20 protein-coding genes are annotated in these 21921 nt (G+C 68.1%); 13 read left to right on the top strand and 7 right to left on the bottom strand.

Annotated features, from left to right (window positions below):
* The first annotated feature begins 418 nt into the window (after window positions 1-418).
* Complete coding sequence (locus tag ACTWQA_RS55450) at window positions 419-1045, top strand: DUF433 domain-containing protein (protein WP_443166854.1); 627 nt, start codon at window positions 419-421, stop codon at window positions 1043-1045.
* A gap of 8 nt (window positions 1046-1053) precedes the next feature.
* Entirely contained in the window at window positions 1054-1539 is a 486-nt protein-coding gene (locus tag ACTWQA_RS55445) for a DUF5615 family PIN-like protein (RefSeq protein WP_443166853.1), read from the top strand.
* Here the strand turns inward: ACTWQA_RS55445 and ACTWQA_RS55440 are convergent, their stop codons facing one another.
* Both ACTWQA_RS55440 and ACTWQA_RS55435 read right to left on the bottom strand, forming a co-directional pair.
* Complete coding sequence (locus ACTWQA_RS55440) at window positions 1540-2604, bottom strand: helix-turn-helix domain-containing protein (RefSeq protein ID WP_443166852.1); 1065 nt, start codon at window positions 2602-2604, stop codon at window positions 1540-1542.
* A gap of 182 nt (window positions 2605-2786) precedes the next feature.
* Window positions 2787-3167, bottom strand: a complete 381-nt coding sequence (locus ACTWQA_RS55435) for an NUDIX hydrolase (RefSeq protein WP_375118501.1) — start codon at window positions 3165-3167, stop codon at window positions 2787-2789.
* 200 nt (window positions 3168-3367) lie between these two features.
* Here ACTWQA_RS55435 and ACTWQA_RS55430 point away from each other — a divergent pair, with 200 nt between their 5' ends.
* The 8 genes from ACTWQA_RS55430 (at window position 3368) to ACTWQA_RS55395 (ending at window position 11966) form a co-directional block, all read left to right on the top strand.
* On the top strand, window positions 3368-4159 hold the full coding sequence (locus ACTWQA_RS55430) for a TauD/TfdA family dioxygenase (RefSeq protein ID WP_443166851.1): 792 nt from the start codon (window positions 3368-3370) through the stop codon (window positions 4157-4159).
* 182 nt (window positions 4160-4341) lie between these two features.
* Window positions 4342-4662, top strand: a complete 321-nt coding sequence (locus tag ACTWQA_RS55425; protein WP_443166850.1) for a hypothetical protein — start codon at window positions 4342-4344, stop codon at window positions 4660-4662.
* Window positions 4663-4763: 101 nt separating this feature from the next.
* Window positions 4764-5087: a hypothetical protein gene (locus ACTWQA_RS55420; RefSeq protein WP_443166849.1), complete on the top strand. Its 324-nt coding sequence runs from the start codon at window positions 4764-4766 to the stop codon at window positions 5085-5087.
* Window positions 5088-5321: 234 nt separating this feature from the next.
* Window positions 5322-5510 (top strand): FxLD family lanthipeptide, encoded by a 189-nt coding sequence (locus ACTWQA_RS55415; RefSeq protein WP_443166848.1) that lies wholly within the window; start codon window positions 5322-5324, stop codon window positions 5508-5510.
* A 78-nt stretch (window positions 5511-5588) separates the two neighbouring features.
* Window positions 5589-7631 (top strand): lantibiotic dehydratase family protein, encoded by a 2043-nt coding sequence (locus ACTWQA_RS55410; RefSeq protein ID WP_443166847.1) that lies wholly within the window; start codon window positions 5589-5591, stop codon window positions 7629-7631.
* On the top strand, window positions 7628-8692 hold the full coding sequence (locus tag ACTWQA_RS55405; protein ID WP_443166846.1) for a lanthionine synthetase LanC family protein: 1065 nt from the start codon (window positions 7628-7630) through the stop codon (window positions 8690-8692). The genes ACTWQA_RS55410 and ACTWQA_RS55405 overlap by 4 nt, the downstream gene beginning before the upstream one ends.
* Window positions 8693-8740: 48 nt before the next feature.
* Entirely contained in the window at window positions 8741-10792 is a 2052-nt protein-coding gene (gene fxlM / locus ACTWQA_RS55400) for a methyltransferase, FxLD system (protein WP_443166845.1), read from the top strand.
* A gap of 19 nt (window positions 10793-10811) precedes the next feature.
* The gene (locus ACTWQA_RS55395) at window positions 10812-11966 is read left to right on the top strand and encodes a hypothetical protein (RefSeq protein ID WP_443166844.1); all 1155 of its coding nucleotides are present in this window, start codon (window positions 10812-10814) and stop codon (window positions 11964-11966) included.
* Between the two features lie 9 nt (window positions 11967-11975).
* Here ACTWQA_RS55395 and ACTWQA_RS55390 read toward each other — a convergent pair whose 3' ends face one another.
* Genes ACTWQA_RS55390 through ACTWQA_RS55380 form a run of 3 tightly spaced genes read right to left on the bottom strand, consistent with a single transcriptional unit; the run spans window position 11976 to window position 15292 of the window.
* A complete protein-coding gene (locus ACTWQA_RS55390; RefSeq protein ID WP_443166855.1) occupies window positions 11976-12440 on the bottom strand; it encodes a winged helix-turn-helix domain-containing protein in 465 nt (154 codons plus the stop codon).
* Complete coding sequence (locus tag ACTWQA_RS55385) at window positions 12441-14273, bottom strand: S9 family peptidase (RefSeq protein WP_443166843.1); 1833 nt, start codon at window positions 14271-14273, stop codon at window positions 12441-12443.
* Window positions 14274-14290: 17 nt separating this feature from the next.
* Window positions 14291-15292: a LuxR C-terminal-related transcriptional regulator gene (locus ACTWQA_RS55380; protein ID WP_443166842.1), complete on the bottom strand. Its 1002-nt coding sequence runs from the start codon at window positions 15290-15292 to the stop codon at window positions 14291-14293.
* A 261-nt stretch (window positions 15293-15553) separates the two neighbouring features.
* Here ACTWQA_RS55380 and ACTWQA_RS55375 point away from each other — a divergent pair, with 261 nt between their 5' ends.
* Complete coding sequence (locus ACTWQA_RS55375) at window positions 15554-17332, top strand: BTAD domain-containing putative transcriptional regulator (RefSeq protein ID WP_443166841.1); 1779 nt, start codon at window positions 15554-15556, stop codon at window positions 17330-17332.
* Window positions 17333-17390: 58 nt separating this feature from the next.
* Here the strand turns inward: ACTWQA_RS55375 and ACTWQA_RS55370 are convergent, their stop codons facing one another.
* On the bottom strand, window positions 17391-17783 hold the full coding sequence (locus ACTWQA_RS55370) for a hypothetical protein (protein ID WP_443166840.1): 393 nt from the start codon (window positions 17781-17783) through the stop codon (window positions 17391-17393).
* 275 nt (window positions 17784-18058) lie between these two features.
* On the opposite strand from ACTWQA_RS55370, the gene ACTWQA_RS55365 reads away from it, so the two are divergent.
* Window positions 18059-19456, top strand: coding sequence for an ATP-binding protein (locus ACTWQA_RS55365; RefSeq protein ID WP_443166839.1), 1398 nt, complete (start codon window positions 18059-18061; stop codon window positions 19454-19456).
* A gap of 676 nt (window positions 19457-20132) precedes the next feature.
* Here the strand turns inward: ACTWQA_RS55365 and ACTWQA_RS55360 are convergent.
* A complete protein-coding gene (locus ACTWQA_RS55360; protein ID WP_443166838.1) occupies window positions 20133-20816 on the bottom strand; it encodes a hypothetical protein in 684 nt (227 codons plus the stop codon).
* 413 nt (window positions 20817-21229) lie between these two features.
* Here ACTWQA_RS55360 and ACTWQA_RS55355 point away from each other — a divergent pair, with 413 nt between their 5' ends.
* Window positions 21230-21799: a hypothetical protein gene (locus tag ACTWQA_RS55355; RefSeq protein WP_443166837.1), complete on the top strand. Its 570-nt coding sequence runs from the start codon at window positions 21230-21232 to the stop codon at window positions 21797-21799.
* The last annotated feature ends 122 nt before the right edge of the window (window positions 21800-21921 follow it).

The raw sequence follows: 21921 nt of genomic DNA, 5'->3' as shown, positions 1-21921 counted from the left end.
GGCTGAAGGACGCGCACGAGGCCCGGGTTGCAGCCCGGCGAGAACTACGCCAGGATCCCCTATAACCCCTCCCGCGACTGATGGGTATTTAAGACCCGATCTGGTGCATTTTCTCTGACACACCTCGATGGCGTCCGCCGGGATCGGCGGTGCGTGCTCGGGCGGGCTGGCCGTGTGGGGCGGCTGCGTGGGTACAGGCGGCCGGTGATCGGAGCAATACAGCGTGTGGGCTCGCTAGAGGTTGCCGCATTGGCAATGTTGCGTGCATTCCGTGATGCTCTGAGTACCGTAGGTAGAAGAAGGTGTGCGAGACGTGCCTGCCGGACGGTTGAGTCAATTGTGAGCAAATCGCCATATGTAAACCAAAGTCGAGACGTTAACGTCTAGCTGAGGAACGAGTTAGAGAGAGGGGCGCAACATGTACAGCACCGTGCTCGCGGCTGCGCTCTCTGGCGCCTCCGTGGGGCAGTTGAGGTACTGGCGGCGTCAGCCCCCAGTGTTCGCGCCCGAGTATCAGACACCTCACAAGGTCCTCTACTCGTACAGAGATGTTGTGGCGCTCAGATCGATCACTTATCTGCGGCAGAAGGACGTTACGTCGCTGCAGGACATCCGGAAGTCGATCAAGAACTTGAGAGCCATGGGCAAGATCGAGCACCTGTCTGAGTACAAGCTCGTTCGTAGCGGCAACACCATCGTCCTCGTAGACGGGGACGAAGCCATCGACCTCCTGCGAGCGCCGGGCAACGCGATGCTGGCAGACCTGGTGGACATCTTCGGAGAGTTCGACGGCCGCATAGGCCGCGTCCTGCCATTCCAACAGCCCGTGCCCGGTGTAGTAGTCGACCCCGAGGTCCTTTCCGGCTTCCCTGTGGTCAAGGGCACCAGGATTGGCTACGACCAGGTCGCCAGCCTCATGGACGATGATGTGCCCGCTGAGGAAATCTCGCGGTTCTTCCCATCCGTCGGCGCTGAGGCGGCCCTCGCTGCGCAACAGTTCGCGGACTACGTCCGCAGATTCGATGTTCAGGACCAGGCTGGCTGAGCGACTGAATGAAGATCCTCCTCGATGAAAACGTTCCGGAGCCACTTGCGGAGCCGTTGTCATGGCTGCTGGTGCGCAAGCACGAGATGACCCACGTCAACGCGCAGTGGAAGGGCATCAAGGATCGGCAGCTGTACGACAAAGCCAAACGTAAGGGCTATGACGTCGTCATCTCGAACGACAGTCAGCAACTTCTCGACCCCGACATCTGCCGCGCCATCCAGCGCTCGGGACGACACGTTGTCTTCATTGAGACGAGCAGTGGGGGGTTACGCTCGCTGGCGGCGGCCGCTGGCGCGATCATCCACAGTATCCGATGGATCATCAACGAGCTGGAGCAGGCCGATGGTCAGCGGATCGTTGTCGTGCCGCCTCTACGCGCCGAGCCGAGGTACACGACTTTCGACCCACGACGCCAAGCCCCGTCGTCTATCTGGCCACGCAAACAGCATGGCGACCATAAGCCCTCTCGCGGCGAACGCTCCGGTGAGTGATTAGGCCGTTGGCAACGTGAGGTACAGACGTTGGAGGGCGGCTCCGCCGGCCTCTTCGACTTCTGGCAGGGCTCCTCGTGCGGCTCGCATGGCGCGTTGGATCTGATGAGGAAGCCGTGTGCTCTCCGCGGTCGCGATCGACTGCAGGAGTGCGTGGGAGGCTGCGGTTTTGTCTCCCGTGGCGTGGAAGACTTCGGCGACGGTGACGCGTTCGATGGTCTGCCATTGCGGCGCGACACCGGTCGCGTCTGGGGTGTCCGCTTCTGCGAGACGTGTTGCTTCCTGGAGGCGGTCGGTGGCGAGCAAGCCCCGGAGGTGGACTTCTCGTAGAACGAAGGGGTTGACCAGGGGTGTGCCGTGGTGGGAGTCCACGAAGCGTTGCAGGTCGCTGATGGTGGTGTCGAAGTACTCGACGTTGCCGAGTTCGGCGAGCGTACGAGCCAGGGGGATGAGGACTGCGCCGCGTTCGGAGGCTGGAGCGATGTCGCAGGCTCGTTGGAGACGGGCGGCGGCTGCCGGCTTCTTTCCGATCTTGCGTAGTTCGTTGCCGTGGACGCGTAGAGCGCGGGTGAGGAGGGCTACGTCGTCGAGGCGGTGGGCGATGAGGAGGGCGCGGCCGGTCCAGCGCGCGGCAGAGGCGAGGCTTTCCTCGGGGAGGACGTCGCCGAGGGCGACACCTAGCATGGCGCGGGCTTGTCCGAGGAGTTGCGCGGCGGCACGGTCGGCGCGCCCGTCGGCGAGTCGTGCTTCGAGACGCCAGACGAGGGGCCATAGTTCGTTGATGGCCTCGGCGCTGTGTCCTGACTCGCGAGCGATGGAGGCCAGGCGGATGGTGGATTCACCGAACTTGATCATGGAGATGAAGTCGGCGTCCGCAGGGTCGGTCACGCCGAGAACGTGTGGGGGAAGTCCCATGTATTGGGCCACCCGTCGAAGGGTGGGCACGTCCGTGATGGCTCGCCGCCCGTTCTCGAGCATCGAGATGTAGGTCGTGTCGTAGCCCAGCGCTGTGGCAAGGGCGGACTGAGTGATCCGGGCGGTGCGCCGGTACGCCTTGATGATCACTGCCAGGTTGCCGGAGGCGAGCGCTGGACCCGCGGACGGAGATGTCCACAGCCAGATCGGTGAGCCAGAGGAGTCGCAGCTGGGCAGTGGGGCGCCGCTGATGGCATGACATGCCGGGCACAGGCGGGAGGCGTTCCATCCGTCATCGACGGTGGTTGCGCACGCGGCGCACAGCATGGGCTCTACCTCACTGGATCACGCAGCCTGGAGAACCAGTCGGCGATCGACCGCTTGTAGCCTTGCGGCATCCGCAGGTTCTCCACCTCATGCTCGGCGAACAGGCCGACCTGTTTGTGTTCGTGGCTGACCACGGGCGGCTTGTCGGTGGTCACGGTGGCGCCGTACGTCACGATCAGCACATCGACGCCGTCGCGGATGTGGTACTGCCAGGAGTCCAAGATCGGCCCGATCTGCGCATCCCAGCCGGTTTCCTCGCTGATCTCGCGCTCAAGGCGGGCCGGCGGGTCTTCGCCGAGCTCCAGTTTGCCGCCAGGCAGTTCCCATTCGTCGCGTTCGTTGCGCAGCAGCAGCACCTTGCCATCGCGGACGATCACGCCCTTCACCGACACAGGAAAGGTGTGGGGGCGGTAATTCATCAGCAGCGGCCTCTCTGGGTTGATGGCTGTGCATGGAACCTAACACGGTCAATCGCTGCTGGCCGGGGTTCCGGGGGTTGACAATCTGTCACTTGTCCAATCCGCACGGTCTACCGGACGCTGAGGCCGAGACTCCCGTGTCCGGGCAGTTATCGGAGGTGATGACGGTGGACCACGAGGTTTTCGCCAGCCACTACGTGAGCCTGACGAACAGCGATGGGCTGGTACGAGCCGTCGAGATGTTGGCGCGCGATGGGCTGGTTACGTTCGACGGGGTTCACGATCGGCGGTCGGTGGTCGATCTCGCCTCGCGGCTGCTGACCGCGCGGGAGCACCGGGACGCTGGGGCAGACGGTGTGACGATGATCGCCGATCGGGGTTCCGTGGCGGATCGTCTCGGCTATGCCGGATTCGGGTGCAGGGAGTTGGATCCTCACACGGACTCTTCCGCGCTGGCCCGGCCGCCCAGGCTGGTGATGCTGGTGTGCGTCCAACCTGCCGATTGCGGGGGCGAGTCCTCTGTGGTCGACGGGGCCGCCGTCTATGCCGACCTGGCTGCTCGTGCACCGGGTCTCCTGCAGGCGTTGAAACGGCCTGGAACGGTCCGATTCGGCGATCCTGGCTACTGGGGGTCGGTGTTCGAGCCGACGGCGGATGGCCGTATGACGGTTCGGCTCCGTCTTGACGGTCTGGAGCACTTTACCGAGCCCGTTGACGAAGCCGTTCCGGTGCTACGCGCCACGATCAGCAGGTACGTACGCGAACTCCCGCTGCGACCCGGACAGGGCTATCTGCTGGACAACTGGCGCATGTTGCATGGGCGCCGCGAGTTTCGCGGATCTCGTCTGATGTACCGCATGCTGGGCGATCCCGTGACGAGCTGTGTGCTGCCCTCTGGATTCGTTCCGGGCGCTCTTGCCGTGGTGGGAGCGTCCTCTGACGGGTGGGACCGTCCATGACGATCTCAGTGGCAGCCCACTGGGCGGGTACGCAGCGCCTTCTCCGAGCGGCGTCCGCCGTCTGGAGGGCATGCGGCGGCTCAGCGTCTGCTCGCCGCCGCACCCAAGGCACGGATGGCGGCCCTACCGCGAAGAACCTCGGACGGCGCCATCAGCGGCCCACGCTTGTGGGGGAGGAGGCGTTGCCGGAGGGTCAGGCCGATACGGCCGCTGATGCGGTGGCCGAAAGGCATGTCATGGACCTCCAGCAACGTGCTTGTGGGCTGTTCCTGCTGATGTACTCGCTCTACTGGCGCCGCTTCGTGGCCATCTATATGGGCGAATGCGACCACGGCATCATCCTGCGGGCGGCCACGCCGGCCGAGTTGTGGCAGCTCATGAGTCGTGTTGCACCGCCGGACTGGCAGGCAGGTTCCCTTCCGCCTCTCATGGCCAGGCCATCCTCGGCCGTCGATGCGCCCGGCATGCCGCCTGTTTTTCCCGTCGAAGACGCCGGCCGATGATCACGACGAGCGTGAGACCACGACGCCTATCGGCAGGTTACGCAGCAGCTCTTCACGTCCCAGAGCGGCTGACCAGAACGCACCTCAAGCGGAGGGAACAGATGATGGCCAGGGCGCAAGAACCGCAGACGATGGGCCACGAGCAGGGGCCCGCGTTCGAGTGGGCGCCGTACAGGCCGTCCGGTGGCACACTCCGGGTGTCGCACACCTCCTGCTGCGGCCGGTACGAGTGGGGCCGCGAGGGCGGGAGCTTCTTCGTGTTGCGCTCTACGGGAGACGGCTACCAGGAGACCGGGCGCGGCCGTTACCGCTACGCCCTCGACGTCTACATTGCTCTCGCCGAGACACACAACGCCGAGCACACACGTCGCGGAGAAACACCGGAGCCCGACACCTTCCTCCCGCGAAGAGGACAGCGCGGCTGAGCCGCGAGGCAGCCCGCCAACATCCACCATCGACCAGTTGCCCATCACAACCAAGAAGAGGGGACCCGTCCGTGACCACCGACAACTCCCGCGCACGCGTCACTCCTTCTTCGCGGTGGGCACGGCTGTGCCGATGGTGAGGTCGCGCAGCGGCGGCAGCTTGTGGACGCGGGTCCCGCCGCCAACGTGAACCCCCTTCCTTCAGGAACACCAACCCGGATAGGAGCAGAAGCCATGAGTACGTCAACCATCGAGCAGGGCATCGAACAGGTGAACGGGGTCACCAGCGCGGAAGCAGTGTTCGACCCGTTCAACCTCGACATCAAGCTCGCGGAGAACACTCCGGCGGCCAACACATCGCTGAGGTGCGGCACCGGCGACACGTGCGGGAGCTCCTGCCCGAGCGCCTGCACCACGTCATAACCCCATCGGCCCGGTCCCTCTCGGCCGGACCGGGCCTTGCGCCCTTCCCGGATGGTGAACAGGAACGGAGTGAACACGATGACACGGACGCGGATCAGACGGTATCGGCGCACCGGCGCCGGGATGCTGCGCGCCACAGTGCATCTGTCTCCTCCTACGCTTCCGGATTGGCCGACAGCTGGCTGCTCGATCGAGCAGTGGCGGTCGTGGCTGTCCCCGGTGTGGGCGGATGAGCCCTTCCGGCAGGCGGTCACCCATGCCAGCCCGGACCTGGCCCGCCAGGTCCGGGCCGTGCTCGACGGGCAGGTGGACAACCCCCACCGGGCCCGACGCGCCGCGCTCGCCGTCGCGCGATACGCCCTGCGTTACGCGCACCGCTCCACACCGTTCGGCTTGTTCGCCGGTGTCGCCCTGGTCGAGTTTGGCGACAGGTCCCTCGTGCACGTCGGGGATGCGCACGAGGCCGTCACCCGGCCCGACCCCGCAGCCCTGGACGCGGCGATTACCGCGTGGGAGACCGGCGGAGAACGGGAACGGATGGCCGACGTTGAGGTGTGCGTCAACAACCTCGCCCGCGTGCGCGACGGCCGCGTCCATGTTCCGGCCGAGGGCGCGGACGAGTTCTCCTTGGCATCGACGGCGGCGGTGGAGCTGGTGCTGCAGGCGGCCGGCTCTCCGATTCCGCATGCGGCCCTGCTGGGAAAGCTCGCCGCCGAGTTCCCGCACGTCGAACCCTGCCGCCGGGCCGAGCTGGTCGCTGAGCTGCTGCGCACCCGTCTGCTGCGCTCCCGGCTGCGTGCCGCCGCCACCGTCACCGACCCGGCCGCCGTCCTACCGCCCGCACTCCTTGCCACGTGCGAACGCACAGCGGTGGATGTGCGGTTGGACGCCGAGGTGCGGCTGCCGGAAACGGTGGCGCTTGAGGTGGAGACCGCGGCGACCGTACTGGCCCGGCTCGCGACTCATCCGGCCGGTACGCCGGCCTGGCGGCGCTACGCCGAACGGTTCGTCGACCGCTTCGGTGAGGGCTCCGAGGTTCCTGTGGAGCAGGTCACTGACTCCGTCCGCGGATTGGGGCTGCCGGACGGGTTCGGCTTGCTGTCGGAGCCGCCGAGACCGATGTCGCGCCGTGACCGGCTGCTGCTGGATCTCGCCGGGACGGCCGCCGTCCAGGGCAATCGAGCGGTGATCTTGCCGGAGGCGATGGTCGAGGAGCTGGAAGCCGCTGCGGCCGAGCCGTTCACCAACCTCGCGCCCGCGCCCCACTTCGAGCTGTGCGCCCAGGTTCAGGCTCGCTCGATCGCCGCTCTGGATACGGGCGACTTCCGGCTGCGAGTTCATACCGTCTCCCGCGCGGCCGGCGCCATGTCCGGACGGTTCTGGCATCTGCTCCCGGATCTGGCTGCGGCGTATGTCGCTCTGCCCACCGTCGCGGCCGGTGCGGTGCCGGCGCAGTTGTCTTTCCACCCCACGCGGGCCGAGGCCGACCTGCTCACGCGGGCACCACAGGTCGTGCCGAAGCTGGTCAGCGTCGGCGAGTACCGCGACAGCGGGCAAGAGGACGTGCTGCATCCGCGTGATCTGGTCGTCGGCGCCCGTGACGGCCACCTGTATCTGGCGGTGGCCGCGACCGGGGAACGCCTTGAGCTGCTGGCACCCACGGCGATCAACTTCCTCTGGAACAACTACACGCCCCCACTGGTCCGGTTCTTGGCCGAGATCAGCCGCGCCGCCACAGCGCAGGTGACGTGGTTCGACTGGGGCGCCGCGTGGACGTTGCCGTTCACCCCGGCCCTGTACTACCGGCGCACCGTCCTGGTCGCGGCTCGCTGGCAGCTCTACGCCCGGACGCTGCCCGGCCGTACGGCGCATCTGGAGCAGTGGGCCGAGCGTCTGTACGCCTGGCGCGGCCGTGCCGGGGTGCCTGAGCGGGTGCTGCTGGCCGTCGATGACCAGCATCTGCCGCTGGACCTGACGCGGGAGATGGACGTGGACCTGCTGCGCGCGCACCTGGGCGGGACACCGGTTGCGGTTTTGTTCGAGGCACCGCCACCGGACGCCGATGGGTGGATCGACGGGCGGGCGCACAGCATGGTCGTCTCCCTGGAGTCGAGCCGATGAGCGCCCTCGCACCGCAAGCCCTGGCCGAGGGCGCGCTCGGTGCGGCGCTGCTGCACATCGAGCGCGCCGACCTGGCCGCCGCGCGCCCCCTGCTGCAGGAGGCGGTCGCCGATGGGGTCAGTACTGGCTCCAACGCCAGCCTCTTTCACGGAGCCCCGGCCCTGGAATTCGTTCTCGGCCGTGCCGGCCGCATCGACCGCGAAGTTCAGGCAGGCGTCGACCGGGTAGTGACCGCCCGCCTGGCCGCCGCCCGCCAGCGAAGGCTGGCCCGCCACTTGCCGACGCTCGCGGAATTCGACCTCATCCGCGGACTGACCGGACTAGGGGCACTCCTCCTGGCCCGTCGAGACCCCTCGCCGCTGCTCGACGACGTCCTGAGCCATCTGGTGTCGTTGGCGTGCCCGGTCGAAGCCAAGGGCCGTACGCTGCCCGGGTGGTGGTCGCCGGACAGCCCCACACACGAGGTGGACATCCCCGGCGGCCACGGCAACAACGGCATGGCGCATGGCATCGCCGGACCGCTGGCGCTGCTGTCCCTGGCCGCCTGCCGCGGCATCCGAGTCGACGGCCAGAGCAGCGCCATCACCACGTTCGCGACCTGGCTGGAACAATTCGGCAGCTCCTACTGGATCACCCTCGACCAGCTCACCGCCGACGAGCCCTCGCAGGTGCCGCCCTTGCGGCCGTCCTGGTGCTACGGGGACCTGGGGATTGCCCGAGCCCTACAGCTGGCCGCGCTCGCGCACGGCGACCCTGCTCGTGGGCAGAAGGCCGAGGGCATCGCTCTGGCGGCCCTTGCCGACGCCGACCGTCTCGACCGGGTGAACGATGCCTCCCTCTGCCACGGCTGGGCCGGAATCCTGACCGTCACCACCGCCCTCGCCGCCGACAGCACCACCCCCGACCGGTTCACGATGAGCATCCAGCACGCTCGCCAGCAACTGGCCGCAGGAATCAACGAGCTGCCCAAACCTGGGTTTCTTGAAGGGCGCGCCGGGGCGCAACTGGCGCTGGACGGCTCCAACACCACCGGCTGGACCAACGCCCTGCTGATCCACTGACCCGCCGTACACGCCGTATCGAACCGATGCAGGAGCAACAACGACGACATGGACAACTACGAGGACAATCTCGCCCCACCGGCCGAGCCGGAGTGGTGGCACGCCACAATCCGCTTCCCCGGAGATGCCGGGGTGAGCCCCGAAGTGGCGGCCAAGCTGTCGGCCGCACTGACTGGGGCCGGACGGCGCTTCCACTTCCTGCGCAAGGAGGGAGGGCTACGGCTACGCACGGACCGCCCCGTGGACACCCTGCTCGACCAACTCGTCGCCGACGAGGTAGCGGCCGGGTGGGCCGCCGGCATCTACGAGGCCGAGACCGAGGCATTCGGTGGCCCGCAAGGCATGGCCATCGCCCACGCGCTGTTTTGCGCCGACAGCCCCGCCGCCTTGGCCGAGACCGGTAGCCGCGACAGCAGGGAGCGGTGCATCCTGCTGCTGTCCTCGATGTACCGGGCAGCCGGGCTCGATCCGTTCGAGGTCGGCGACGTGTGGGCGAAGATCGGCGACCTCCGCCCGCCGATCGACGCGCCCGCCGAGGACCGCCGGGCGGCGGCGATCACCACGATGCGGCGCCTCATGAACGCCGACGCCGCCAAACGGCCCCACCCCGAACCGGGCTGGGCCGAGCGCGTCGCCGCGTTCGAGAACGCCGGCCGCCACCTTGCCCGCCTCGCGAAGGAGGGGCACTTGAAGCGAGGTCTGCGCGCCGTCCTCGCCCACCACGCGATCTTCACGTTCAACCGGAACAACACGCCCGTAGCCGAGCAAGCCGCGGCTGCGTGGCTCGGTTGGCAGGCCGCCTTCGGAGATTCCGGACCGGCGGCCGCCTCTACCAGCCAGTCGCCACCAGCAGCCCCTACCTTCACCAGGATGGAGACCGCCATCAGCACCCCCGCCGATCCCACCAAGCTGCGCGAGGCCATGGCGGCCAAGTACATCGACTCCGGCCACCTGCGCACCCTAGAGATCATCGAGGCCTTCCGAGCGGTCGAGCGCCACACGTTCATCCCCGACGCCGATGTGGAGGCCGCCTACGTCGACGACGCTGTGCCGATCAAGCACGACACCGGCGGCGAAATGATCTCCTGCATCTCCGCGCCGTCCATCGTCGCCACCCAACTGGAGCAGGTAGGCGCTCGCCCCGGCCACAACATCCTGGAGGCCGGGGCAGCCACCGGCTACAACGCCGCGCTCCTCGGCCACCTGGTCGCCCCGACCGGCCGCGTGTGGACGATCGACGTCGATCAAGACCTCGTCGACACTGCTCGTACCCACCTGGCAGTCGCCGGAGTCGGCAACGTGACCGCCGTGCTCGGCGACGGCGCGGCCGGGCTGCCGGAGCACGCCCCCTTCGACCGCATCCAGTTCACCGTGGGCGCCGGCGACATCCCCACCACGGTTCTCGACCAGCTCGCCCCCGACGGCCGCCTGGTCATCCCCATGCGCATCCGCGGCAGCATCTCCCGCTCCTTCGCCTTCGAACGCGACGGCGACACCTGGAAGACCGTGTCGTGTGAGATGGCGACCTTTGTGCCGCTGCGCAAGGGCATCTGCGACGACATCTATTCACGCGTCCAGATCGCCGGGGAAGGCGATGTCCACCTGGAGACCTTCAGCGAGCAGTTCGTCGACCGCGAAGCGATGCGGACGATCCTGGACACTCCCGCCCGGACCGTCTACACAGGGGTGAAGTTCCGGCAAGGCGACCCGTGGCAGTGGGTGTACCTGTGGCTGGCATGTGTCCTGCCGAATGGGCTGTCGCGGATGCCCGGCCGGCGGGCCGGGTTCACCCCTCACTTCGCGTGGGGTTCGATGGCCGCGCTTGACGGCGACACCCTGGCCTACCTGACCATCCGCGAAGGACAGGACACCGAGGGACGCTTTTGGGCCATCGGCGTCATCGGCCACGGCCCACGCGCCGCCGTCCTCGCCGAACAGGTCGCCACCGCGATCGAGGAATGGGATCACGACTACGGCAACCACGCTCCGGCCCCCGGCTTCCGCATGGCCACCGGCGACAGCCGTGACCGGCTCAAGGCGGCCGACCCGCGCTTCGTCATCGACAAACCGGCGAGCCGGCTCGTCGTCGACTGGCCGTAGGAGGGACACAAGCGTCGTGATGAACCCTGTGATCGCTGCCCGCATTCCGCTGGTCTGCCGTACCAAACCGCCCGGCAAGCCTCTGACAGCGCGCATCGCCGATCTCACCGCGCTGACCATCGAACCCGCAGGCGCGGGCCGCCACGACCTGGTGGCCCGCGCCTGCGGGGTCCTCAACATCTCCGCGCTCATCGCCTCCGACGCCGGGCTGCCCGACCAGGCCGCAGATCTGTGCTGGAGGCAGTATACGATCTTCGCCGAGAGCGGGATCCTCGACCGGGAGATCGCGGTCATGTCGTTGATGCCGCTGATCAACATTGCCCGGTTGCTGATCCGCGAAGGTGACGGCAAAGCCGCCTACGGGGTGCTCGACCAGCTCTACCGCGCTGCCCAGCAGCGCGGCGCCGCCGTTATCCGCGGCCACGACGTCGATCTTTCGCCTCTGATCCACAGTCGCGTCGATCACCGTGCGGTCTGCACGGAGTTGTGGATCGCTCTGCTCATCGACGGGGCCCGAGCTCTGGCCCAGCAAGGACGGTGGCGTGAGGCCGCCGACGCCATGGCTGCCCACCGCGGCATCGGCGCACGGCTGCTCGACGGACGCCAACTTAAGATCATGGCCCTGATGGAACAGGGTCTCCCGGATGAGGCCGCCGCCGTGATCGACGCCACCGTCCCTGCGGAACCGTGGGAGGACACCGTCGCGGCGCTGTTGCGCATGGCCTGCCGTCCGCCCGCTACCACCACCCCACCGGAGGAACTAGACCATGTCGTGCGGAAGGCACTGCCTCTGATCACCCACCACGAACCGACGACGGCGGCCTTCCGTGCCCGACTTGGCCTGGCCGCGCTCGACCTGGCTGCCGGCCAATCTCCGTCATCTGCCTCTCGCTTGGGCACAGCGCTCGTTGAGGTGGCTTCCACCGACGCCTACGCCGCCCGAGACGTCCTCGGCCATCAGGGGATGCGCTGCCACATGACTGACCGGCACCAGCAGAACCTCGACGCCGTGATCAGCGCTGCAGGGCTCGGAACCGGGCGTCTCCCGCCCGTCCACGAGCACGCTCTGGCCGCGGCCGTGAGGCACGCCGAAGACCGGCTGCGGGCGCTGCTCAGCCCGGGTGGCCCCTCATCGGGCTCCGGAACGTGCGATGGACCTCTCTCCCAGCCCTGACGGCGGCTACTACGGCTCCGCCCCAACAGGAGGTACGCCGCGCTGGCCCTGGGTCGCCTGGGTATTCTCCCGCTTCAGTGAGCCGGCCCAACAGGCCAGTATTCCGGGGGCAGCCGGAGAAGGCACCGACCTTCTTTGACCGCTCGTGGTGATGGCCCTCCTCCTTGCGTTCGAGGCACGCCGGACCGGTACCGGCACCGACCAGCCGTGGCGATGCAGCAGCTTGCCGACGCCCTCGATGGCGTAGCCAGCGTGGAAGAGCTGCCCGGTCGGCGTTTGACCCGGGCCAGCGTCCGGCGCTGATCTTCCAGAGCTGGCCGGAGGGGGCGGGGATGCCCCGTCGCAGCGACTTTGCCCCGTTTGTGCGCGGCGCGACGCCCCGTGCCCCCGTTCCGTCCCGCTACATCGCGTGGAATGGGCTCTCGGTGGTGCCCGCCCGGTTGTGCGGGTGGGGCCACTGTTTCCAGCGCGAATTCAGCCCACTTGGAGTGGTTCGGGGCGGTTGGCGGTGGTGGCGATCAAGTGGGTGTGGAGAAAGGCGCTGATGGCTTCGTAGGCGTTCAGCTCGTTGGCGCGGTTGGTGAAGCCGTGGCCCTCGTCGGGATAGATGTCGTAGCGGACCTGGACGCCGCGTTCGCGTAGCCGGGCGACGATCTGGTCGGATTCGGTCTGGGGGACGCGTGGGTCATGGGCTCCCTGGAGAACGAACAGGGGAGCGGTGATGTTGTCGGCGTGGGTGACGGGGCTGCGTTGCAGGAGGTGTTCGGCGCGGGTGTCGGGGTCGCCGAGGACGGTGGCGACGAAGGTCTTCCAGGTGGGGGGTGATGCCTTGGCCAGGGTGAGGAGGTTGCTCGGGCCGCACATGGAGACGCCTGCGGCCCAGGGGTAGGGGAGGCGGGCCAGGCAGGATAGGGCGGCGAAGCCGCCGTAGGAGGAGCCCATGACGGCCAGGCGGTTGGGGTCGGTCCAGTCGAGGGTGTGCAGGTATTGGACGGCGTGGTCCAGGTCGTCGAGGTCGATGCCGCCCCAGTCGCAGTAGATGAGCTTTTGGTGGGCGGTGCCGTAGCCGGTGGAGCCGGCGAAGTTGGGGGCGAGGATGGCGATGCCCTGGTGGAGGAGATGCTGGTAGAGGCCGGAGCGGGCGTAGATGGGGCGTTCCTGGGATTCCGGGCCGCCGTGGATGAACAGCAGGACCGGGTGCGGGCCGGGGCCGTCCGGGCGGTAGAGCAGGGCGTGGACGTCGCGTCCGTCGCGGGCTGGGTAGGTGATCAGCTGGGGGGCGACGGGGTCGATGATGTGCAGGGCCGGGGGGCGGGTGTCGGTGAGGTAGCGGAACTCGTGGTGGGCCAGGTCCACGACCGCTATTTCCGCCGGCCTGGCCGCGGAGTTGATCAGGATGACGGCGAAGGAGGCGTCAGGCGCCAGGGACAGCGCGGAGATGACGCCGGGCGGGATGTCGGGCAGCGGGAGGGGGCTGTCGTCGCGGTCGGCGTGCAGGCGTGAGCTGCCGCCCTCGTTGACGGACCAGATGCGGACGCCGGCGGCGGCGTCGAGGACCTCGACGTCCCAGTTCGGGCGGGCGATGGCCTGCAGGGAACGGGCTGTGAGGTTGTAGAAGGCGGCGGCGGTGAATTCGCTCCAGTGGTCGGTGAGCAGGTGGAAGCCGCTGGCGTCTGGCGCCCAGACGCCGGGCTCGAAGACGCCCTCGCCTAGGGCGGAGGTCAGGCAGGCTGGCGTGGCGTCCGGGTCGCTCAGGTCGGTGAGGTAGATGGCGATGTCGGTGTTGGAGCGGAACCCGGTCGCCAGTAGCCATCGGCCGTCGGGGGAGAGGCTGACGGCCTCGAAGGCGACCTCGTCCGGGGGTGTGAAGCGGCGCAGTTCGCCGGTCTGCAGGTCGTGGACGATGAGGTCTTGAGCGGCGGGGTCGCGGTCGTTGGCGGTGTAGGCCAGGAAGCGGCCGGTTGGGTCGAACGGTGAGGTGGCCAGGATGTGCTGGCAGTCCGGGCCGGAGCTGATCTCGGTCAGTCCGCTGCCGTCCGAGGCGACGAGGTAGAGGCGGAACTGCTCGTCTCCGTTCTCGTCGGCGGTGAAGACCAGCCGCTCGCCGCAGGGTGTCCAGGCGATCTGGCGGACGGTGCGGTCGTCGAAGCCGGCCACGCGACGTGGCTCGCCACCGGTGACGGGGACCACCCATAGGTCGTAGTGGCCGGAGACGTGGCTGGAGTAGGCGACCAGGTGGCCGTTCGGGGACAGCGCGAGGGTGGGCTGGAAGCGTTGCTGGGGAACGAAGTCCAGGTATCCGGGCATGGCAAGGCCTTTCGGGTTCAGTCGATCCAGTTGCGGCGTACGGCTGCGGCTCCGGCGGCGAAGCGGGTCTCCACGCCCAGCTCGTCGCGGATGGCGGTCCAGTGCCGGCGCATGGTGTTTACGCTGATGTCCATCCGCCGGGCGATTGCCTCGTCGGACAGTCCCTGGTTGAGCAGTTGGAGCACCTGCACCTGCGCGGGTGTGAGCGGCGCGGTGGCCTTCGCGCTCCCGAATGGGATCGCCTTCACCCACAGCAGCTCGAAGTACTCCCGTAGCGCTCCGACGATGACGGGTGAGCGTACGAGCAGTGCCCCTCCCATGCCGGTCGGTGTCAGGGGAACAAGGGCGACTGTCTCGTCTGCGAGCTTCATCTTCATCCCGATGCGGGGCAGCAGCCGCGCCTGCTCGCCGGCTTCGACCGCGGCCTCGATCGTCTTGGCGCCGATCGGGTGCTCCGCGCAGCGGGTCTCGTAGATCGCCCGGCATTGCACCTGGCCCTCGAAGACCGGTAGTGGTACATACCCGGTGGAGTCCTCGACGGGTGCCTCCAGGACGTAGTTGTCCAGCGTGAGCCAGTCGTGCCGCGCGGCGTTGATGAGCGCGTAGGACAGAGAACTGATCTCGTCCCGGTCGGTGACGACTTGCACGAGCCGATCCATCGTCGAGTTCGAGGACGCCGCGGCCGGCGTCTGATGGAACTCGCTCAGCCGCTTGTGTCCTGCCAGCAACCGCTCCTGATCGCTGACGAGACGGCGTGAGAGATCCGTCAGGACGCCCTGCAGCGCGAGTTCCGGGGGAGCGGGCACGAGACGCGGCGGCATCGCGGGGCCGTCCGGCCGGCGATGCGCCATCCCGCGGGCCGTAAGCTCCGCCACCTGCTCCTTGCTTCCCAGCAAGGACGCGGCGTCGTCCTCCGAGCAGCCGCCCTCCGTGAGCAGTATGGAGTACGACACGAAGATCTCATTCGGGACGACGCCTTCCAATAGGCGCTGTGCTTTGGCCTGATCCTGTTCGTCCACCGCCACCTCCGATCAGAGAGTAGTGGCGCCGACGCGCACTGTGACGGTCCTTCTCGCCGTGTCGAGCGATGAGTGGTTCCGCGCGATGGTGACTTCTCACCATCGCGCGCCTTACGCCACAGGCCCGCTGTCACAAGGGTTCTCACCACCTTGGACACCGCACCCTCGGCCAGTAGCTGCCGTGAAGAGTTTCACCACCCCTGTCGCAGGGCCGCGCACGGTCTGATCAGTGCGAAGGCTCAAGAGCGGCAGGGAGGCACTATGCGACGGCAGCTCGTCGAAGACATGATCAGGAAGCTGGGTGCAGTGGTCGCGGCGTCAATCGTGTGGGCCTGGAGTTCGCCAGCCGGTGCGGTGATCAACGCAGAGCCTTACTGTCCGTCCGTGGGTCGGGTACCGCATCAGGTGTACGACATCGAGAAGTTCTGTGGGTTGGTCTATGGCGACCTGGTGGAAGGCCGGATGCCGGCCCTCTCGGATCTCCTGGAGTTGCTGGCGCAGTCGCAGCGCAATCCGGCGCATACCTCGCTCTTCTCCAAGCCGCGAAAGGTGCCGAAGCCACATGAGGTGATCTCGACGGTGAAACGGCCTGAAGCTGGCCCAGCCGAATCTCGCAGGAGGGGTTCCGAACGGCGCCTGCCCGTTGAAAGCGGAGGGGAAGCCGGCCGGGCGCCGGGTCGAGTTCTGCACCGAGAACGTCAGGTGAAAGTCCACCGCCAGCAGCGCCCACGCAAGGACGGTAGGGAGCCATCGTCCAAGTCGGTTCCCACCTCACCGGCTCCACCAGAAACGCCCTTGGCGTCGGCCTCGATATCCCACCCCGCGACCGCAGCAGGTTCTTCTTCTCCTGTACTGAGCGGCGCGGTGAGGCCGCGGTCAGAGTATCTGCCGGAGGCGATGGGGCCGCTGAGTGGCGCTCTGGCCTTCGGGCTCATGCTCATGGTCCTGAGCACCGCGCTTATCGGTCGTCTACGATCATGGCCGGCGCAGGCGGGCGCGCACTCATCGGCTGTGGGTCTGTCCGGCGGTGCTGCTCGTCCACATGGTGTCGATGGCCGCAATGGTGAGCCACCCGAAGTCAACCCGGCGGTTGTCCTGCCACCTGCTGGGGCACAGGCACCTGCGGTCGACCGCGGGACGGCAGAGCCGGATGCCAGGCCCGACCTTAGTGAGCACGTGACGGCGACTACGCCTTCGCTTGATCGCCCCAGCCTTCGCCCGGTGGTTGCAGAGACGGGCGGGGCAGCGGACGCCGAGGCGCCCTTCGTATCAAGCGCTTCAGCCGGGCTGGGGTCGGGGTTCGTAGCGGCGGCGGGGAAGGCGAAGGTCGAGGTGCTGGGGGTGCCGCGGCTGTCGTATGGCGGGGCGGAGATCTGCTTCGCTCGTGCCGAGGCTCGGGAGTTGTGGGCGCTGCTTGCGGTGGCGCGGGACGGAGTTTCGGCCGAGGGAATCGGCGAGACGCTGTGGCCGGGGGAGGTTGGTGGGCGCCGGTTGGAATCGGCGGTGCGGGAGATCAACCGGGCGATGCGGCAGGCGGTGGGTTGTGCGGCCGGCGTACGGTTCGTGCTGAAGTCCGGGGAACGGCGGCTGCTGCCGGCGGCATCGTTCGATGCGGACTTCTGGCGGTTCGAGGACGCGTGCAAGCTGGCCTCGATCGCGGCAGAGGACGCGGTGCGGGTGGCGGCGTTGCAGGAGGTGCTGTCCTTGTATCGGGGGCCGCTGCTGGACGGGTGCGATGACCTGTGGGTGCTCCCGTTGCGGCAGGCCGCCCAGCGGCAGGCGGCGGATGCCGCGGAGCGGATGGCCGAGCTGATGCGCGCCGATGATCCAGGGCGGGCGGTGGACGTGCTGAGGCTGGCGGTGGAGTGCATCGATCCGTACAGCGAGACACTTTGGTGTCTGCTGATGTCGGTCCAAGGCGAACTCGGGCGACTGCCCGCGGTACGGCGTTCGTTCGAGCTGTTGAGAGAGCGGCTGTCGGAGATCGACGCGGTGCCGAGTCCGCAGGCCCGGCAGGTGTACGAGCGATTGGTGCGTTGAACAGCCGATCTTGAGCGTGAACATCAGGCGGCGGAGGAGCCCTTGGCCCTGCGCGGACCTATCCGTCTGTTCGGCGGAGCGCGTACTGGTCGCGCGGGGCATAGGTGGCCAGCATGGCGGGGGTCAGCAGGTTGGGGGGCTGGGTGCCGTAGATGCGGGCCAACAGGCGCAGGGTGTAGGGGGCGGGGCGTCGGCCTGTCGTCGGCCAGTTCTCGTAGTCGTAGAGGCGGGATTCGCGCAGTCCCGCTCCAGCGGTTTGGGTAAGCCGGTGGAAGGCGTCGACCGTCTGCGTTGCGGTGAGGCCGGCGGCGTGGCGGTAGAGCCGGAGTGGGGTGGCGGGGTGGTCGAGGGCGAGGATGGTGGCGATCTGGTCGATGGTGAAGCCGTGCTGGCGCAGGTAGCGGCTGCGACGGCGGCAGTCGAGCAGCGTCTGGTATCCGGTTCCGGACATGCCTGGATGTCCCCTTTCCTGTGGCGCGGGTGGCCCTGATCGGCGCGTGGCCCCGGGGACGGTAGGCGGACTCTGGGGAGGGGCTCCAGTCTTCGTATGGGGTGATCATTCGGGCGATCATGGGGGCCGTCGGTGGCTGGTTGGCAGCAGGGCCGCAGGTCGGGGCGGGGCGAGCGGGGGTTGTGGGTTGGGGGTGTGATTCGGGCGGGGAGGTGAGTGATCGTGCTGGTCGCTCCCGGATGTGCCGGGGCCGTGACCGGAAGGGACCCGCCAGCATGGACAACCGCACGCAGCACTTCTCGGGCGAGTTGAGCAAGCTCCTCACGCAGAGGGAGGCGTTCCCGGATCTGGCTCCGGGGCTGGTGATGTCGACCTTCCGCTCCCGTCCGGTGTGGGGCGGGATGACCTGGCGTCAGGCGTTCCCGGGGCGGGCTAATCAGTCGGCGCCCGCGCGTCGCATGGTGGGCCGGATGCTGGCGGACACCGGCCGCAGGCATGACGCGGAGTGGGTGACGGCCGAGCTGGTCGCCAATGCGCTGCGGCACTCGTGTTCAGGGCAGGCGCGCGGGTTCTTCGTGGTGGAGGTGCTGCGGGGCGCGGGCGTGGCCCGGATCGTGGTGTACGACCTGGGCGGGGGTTCGGTTCCGGACTTCTCCCGGACGTCGGGTTCGGTGCTGGAGCTGGCCGAGCATGGGCGGGGGCTGGCCGGGGTGGCTGAGCTGGCGGTCCGATGCGGGGTTGCGGGGAATGCGAGTACCGGGCACGCGGTGTGGGTCGAGCTGGCCTTCCCCGAGGAGGCGATCGTGGTCACCGCAGGGGCAGAAGTCGGTGATGCGGCCGGTGGTGACGTGGAGGAGTCGGAGCCGGGCGGTTGGCACGAGGCAATGCTGGTGGCCTCTAGGACGGCCACCGAGCAAGCAGCACGCGTCGTGGCCCGTAGCGGCTCGTCGCCGGTGGGATGTGGAGCTTCTGTCGAGGAACTGGATGGCCGGATGGGTGGTCCGCCGGTCTCGGCCAGTAGACCGAGTAACGCACCGAGCCCGGATCAGAGGGAAGGCGGTTGTTGGTCTGGCCCACTCCAGGCGCTTGTGGGAGACGCGTTGGGCTGGGCAACGAGCCAGCTGTCGGCGTTCGGGCAGGAGCCGTGGGCGCGGCAGGCGCTGGCCGGGCTGCGCGAGGATTGGCCGGGCTGGGCTTTCCTGGTGGTGCGATGCCGGTGGATCGCAATGAGCGGCAAGCAGGCGGTGATCAGTGCTGCTGGGCCTCAGGAGCTTCGTCAGGCCCTGCTCTCCATCCCGGCAGGGCCGAACGCGAGCGGGCTGTCGCCGGGATCGGGCTCGGCGTGGACGGCGGACACCGGTGGCGGTGGGGTGAGCGGGGGTGTCGGTACGGGCCTGAGCGGCACCGTGGCGACGGTTGCGCCGCTGCCGGTGGCGTTGGCCGCTGAACGATCGGGGACGGGCACGTGGGCGGTTGCTGCCGCTGACGGGGCTCGGGTGGGTTGGCGGTCGTTGTGGCCGTGGGCTAAACGCCGGGACCGTTCGTGTTCAGCGGCGCATGTCAGGAAACAGGATCGCCTAGCTGGCCGGGACGAGCCAGTGCGCGGGCGTGGCCACCGTCGGGTCCGGTCGAAGCCTGCCGCAGCGGCGCTGGCCGCTGCTGTTGCCGCCTGAGCAGTGATGGGCCCGCGTGTGATGAGGTCGGCGCGGGCTTGACACCTGGGGCGCAGGTGGGCGTTGATACCGGTCCGTCCGTTCGATGGGGAGCGGTGCTGGACGGCAGGACCTGGAGGGGTCCGCCTTGGGTCGGGGGCGAGGCGGACCGCCCCTGGAACCGCGGGAAGGGTCGTGTCAACCTCGCTTGCCCAGGTGTGCCTTTTGCGGCATGGGCGGCGGCCGAGGTGCCCCAGATGGGGACAGATCTCCATGCCGGAAATAGGGGTGGCGTTCCCTCCCACGATTAAGGCCGCTACCCCCTGCAGGGGTTGTTCTCGCAGGTCTTTCCGGTTTCGGACAGCGCGTTGGGCGGCCCGACTCGTCTAAGGACGAGTCCTTGAATATGTGTGCGCGTACGTAAAGGGGCTGGCTTTGCTCATGTCCTGCTCGCCGGCCCGCCTTATATCCCATGGTTCTCCTTCGACTGCTGGTTCTCTGGCCGGCTCGCGGCTTGGCAGGAGTCAGCCTTGTGTGGGGCGTGTGACCGGTGCGATGTGGGGCGGGGAACCACCAGGGCGGGTGGGGATGGCGTGGCCACGTGGACGGCTGACGGTTGGCTGACCAGCCGGTGACGGGTACGGCCCCGGTGCCGCCGTAGGGCGGTGCCGGGGCCGTTGGCTTACCTAGGACGGGCCTATGCGGTGGCGGTGGGATGGAGGGCGACGTGTACGGCGATCAGTTCGGCCACGTCGGCGGGTGAGGTGTCAGCAGGGATATCGGTGACGGGGTATGTGTCGTCGGGCCCGGTGCAGCCGAGGTAGGTCCATTCGATCGTGAGCGGCAGGGTGAGGGCGTCGGTGGGGGTGTCGCCCGGAGGTAGCGCGATGATCAGCCGGACGAGCTGGCGGTCCGGTGAGCGGTAGAGCTGGTTGAAGGTGTCGGATGGCCGGTCTTCGTTGCGGTATTGCCGGTTGCCCTGGGCGTGACGCTGGTAGCCGTGCCGGGTGAGGGCGCGGGTGTAGGGCAGCGTGAGGGGCATGCACGCGGCGATGTTGGCGCGGTCGTGGTAGTAGTCGCCGAGGATGTCGCTCATGTGGGCGGCGATCACGTAGAAGTCGGGCGGTGCGCCCGGCGTGCATGCCGGGCAGGTGGAGGCGTCTTCGTCGGGGTCGCAATCGCCTCCGAGGGTGAACATGTCCTCGTAGGCGCAGATTTCGAGGAGGGTGCCGTCGTCGCCCCGTTCGGGGCGGACGATGACGGGTTGTCCGTGGCGGTCGTCCCACATGATCGCCCATCCGGGGCCGTAGTTGGCGAGCGCGCGGGCGTGCCCGGGGCTGACCATCCGGCGGCGGGTGGCGGTGATGTTGGCGTACGTCATGCGGTGTGCCTTTTGATTTCCCCGGCGTCTTATCCCGGGGCTGTGTCGGCGGTGTTTACCGCCTAATTCAATGGACGCTCGACCCCCGCATGTTTGTCAACCGGGATGCGCATTTACCTGGCAGATTCTTTCGCGCGACATTCGGGCAATCGGGCATCGTTCACGTCGTCCGGTGAAATAGGTGAAGAGCTGGACGTGCGTTGTATGTCAAGCCGATTAGGTGAGCTTCTTGTGAGACGTTTCCGCAGATCGGCGGTTAGTTTTGTTAGGGCAGCCTCTCCAGCCGTTGGGGTGACTAGATTTATTGGCCGGTCGACTTGCTGTCCGCGTTATGCGCGAGGGATGGTCGTGACGCAAACGAAAAACACCGGCCCGAACGGGGCCGGTATAGCGACCGGAAAGGGCGTTACGAAATGGCCATCCATGCCGCGGAAATCACCGCTACCGACATCGCCGCCGCTGATGCGGAAACCGCCGTCACCATTCCCGCCGACGCAGCGCCTGTGGCGGCCCCTGACGGCCCCGATGTCGCCGCCCTGGACACCGACGGCAGCCCGGACGCGGACGGGCGTGTGGTGGCGGTGTGGGCGGCGTTGAACGCCGAGCCGGGCGCGTCGGCCACGGTGATCGGGGCGGCGGCCGGGCTGAGCCGGATGGCCGCAGGCAAGATCCTCAACCAGTTCGAGGCCGAGGGGCGGGCCCGCCGCGAGGCGGGGGTGAACGATGGTCAGTCGCGGGGCCGTGCCGCTGACCGGTGGTTCCCGATCACCGCTGACACGCCCGCACTGACCGGCACCGCCAACACGTCGGCCCTGGCCCCGGACGCGTCGGATGTCGCGCCCGCCGGAATCACCGCGCCGGACACGGAAACCCCGGACACGGACGCGGTGCCCGCCTCGGATGAGGAGGCGGTCCCGTCCGCCATCGTTTCGACCGACCCTGCCTTGGTACAGGAGCCGACCGGCGAGGCGGACCTGGTGTAGGGCGACGCTGAAAATGAGCACGCAGGCGGCGTTCGTGGTGTCTATGTGGACGACATGAACGACCCCGCCAGGCGGTGGCCTGACGGGGTCTGGTGCTCACGGTGTCGTGGTGGTGCTCAGTC

This window comes from Nonomuraea sp. 10N515B (assembly GCF_052245915.1).
Taxonomy (GTDB): domain Bacteria; phylum Actinomycetota; class Actinomycetes; order Streptosporangiales; family Streptosporangiaceae; genus Nonomuraea.
Note: the sequence above shows the minus strand (reverse complement) of the source record. Positions and strands in the feature narration are given on the sequence as shown.

What these genes read in the sequence shown, in the direction of transcription:
- ACTWQA_RS55450 (WP_443166854.1), top strand. Translation starts at nt 419, where the DNA reads ATGTACAGCACCGTGCTCGCGGCTGCGCTCTCTGGCGCCTCCGTGGGG.
- ACTWQA_RS55445 (WP_443166853.1), top strand. Translation starts at nt 1,054, where the DNA reads ATGAAGATCCTCCTCGATGAAAACGTTCCGGAGCCACTTGCGGAGCCG.
- ACTWQA_RS55420 (WP_443166849.1), top strand. Translation starts at nt 4,764, where the DNA reads ATGATGGCCAGGGCGCAAGAACCGCAGACGATGGGCCACGAGCAGGGG.
- ACTWQA_RS55415 (WP_443166848.1), top strand. Translation starts at nt 5,322, where the DNA reads ATGAGTACGTCAACCATCGAGCAGGGCATCGAACAGGTGAACGGGGTC.
- ACTWQA_RS55410 (WP_443166847.1), top strand. Translation starts at nt 5,589, where the DNA reads ATGACACGGACGCGGATCAGACGGTATCGGCGCACCGGCGCCGGGATG.
- ACTWQA_RS55405 (WP_443166846.1), top strand. Translation starts at nt 7,628, where the DNA reads ATGAGCGCCCTCGCACCGCAAGCCCTGGCCGAGGGCGCGCTCGGTGCG.
- fxlM (WP_443166845.1), top strand. Translation starts at nt 8,741, where the DNA reads ATGGACAACTACGAGGACAATCTCGCCCCACCGGCCGAGCCGGAGTGG.
- ACTWQA_RS55395 (WP_443166844.1), top strand. Translation starts at nt 10,812, where the DNA reads ATGAACCCTGTGATCGCTGCCCGCATTCCGCTGGTCTGCCGTACCAAA.
- ACTWQA_RS55385 (WP_443166843.1), bottom strand. Translation starts at nt 14,273, where the DNA reads ATGCCCGGATACCTGGACTTCGTTCCCCAGCAACGCTTCCAGCCCACC.
- ACTWQA_RS55375 (WP_443166841.1), top strand. Translation starts at nt 15,554, where the DNA reads ATGCGACGGCAGCTCGTCGAAGACATGATCAGGAAGCTGGGTGCAGTG.
- ACTWQA_RS55370 (WP_443166840.1), bottom strand. Translation starts at nt 17,783, where the DNA reads ATGTCCGGAACCGGATACCAGACGCTGCTCGACTGCCGCCGTCGCAGC.
- ACTWQA_RS55365 (WP_443166839.1), top strand. Translation starts at nt 18,059, where the DNA reads ATGGACAACCGCACGCAGCACTTCTCGGGCGAGTTGAGCAAGCTCCTC.
- ACTWQA_RS55360 (WP_443166838.1), bottom strand. Translation starts at nt 20,816, where the DNA reads ATGACGTACGCCAACATCACCGCCACCCGCCGCCGGATGGTCAGCCCC.
- ACTWQA_RS55355 (WP_443166837.1), top strand. Translation starts at nt 21,230, where the DNA reads ATGGCCATCCATGCCGCGGAAATCACCGCTACCGACATCGCCGCCGCT.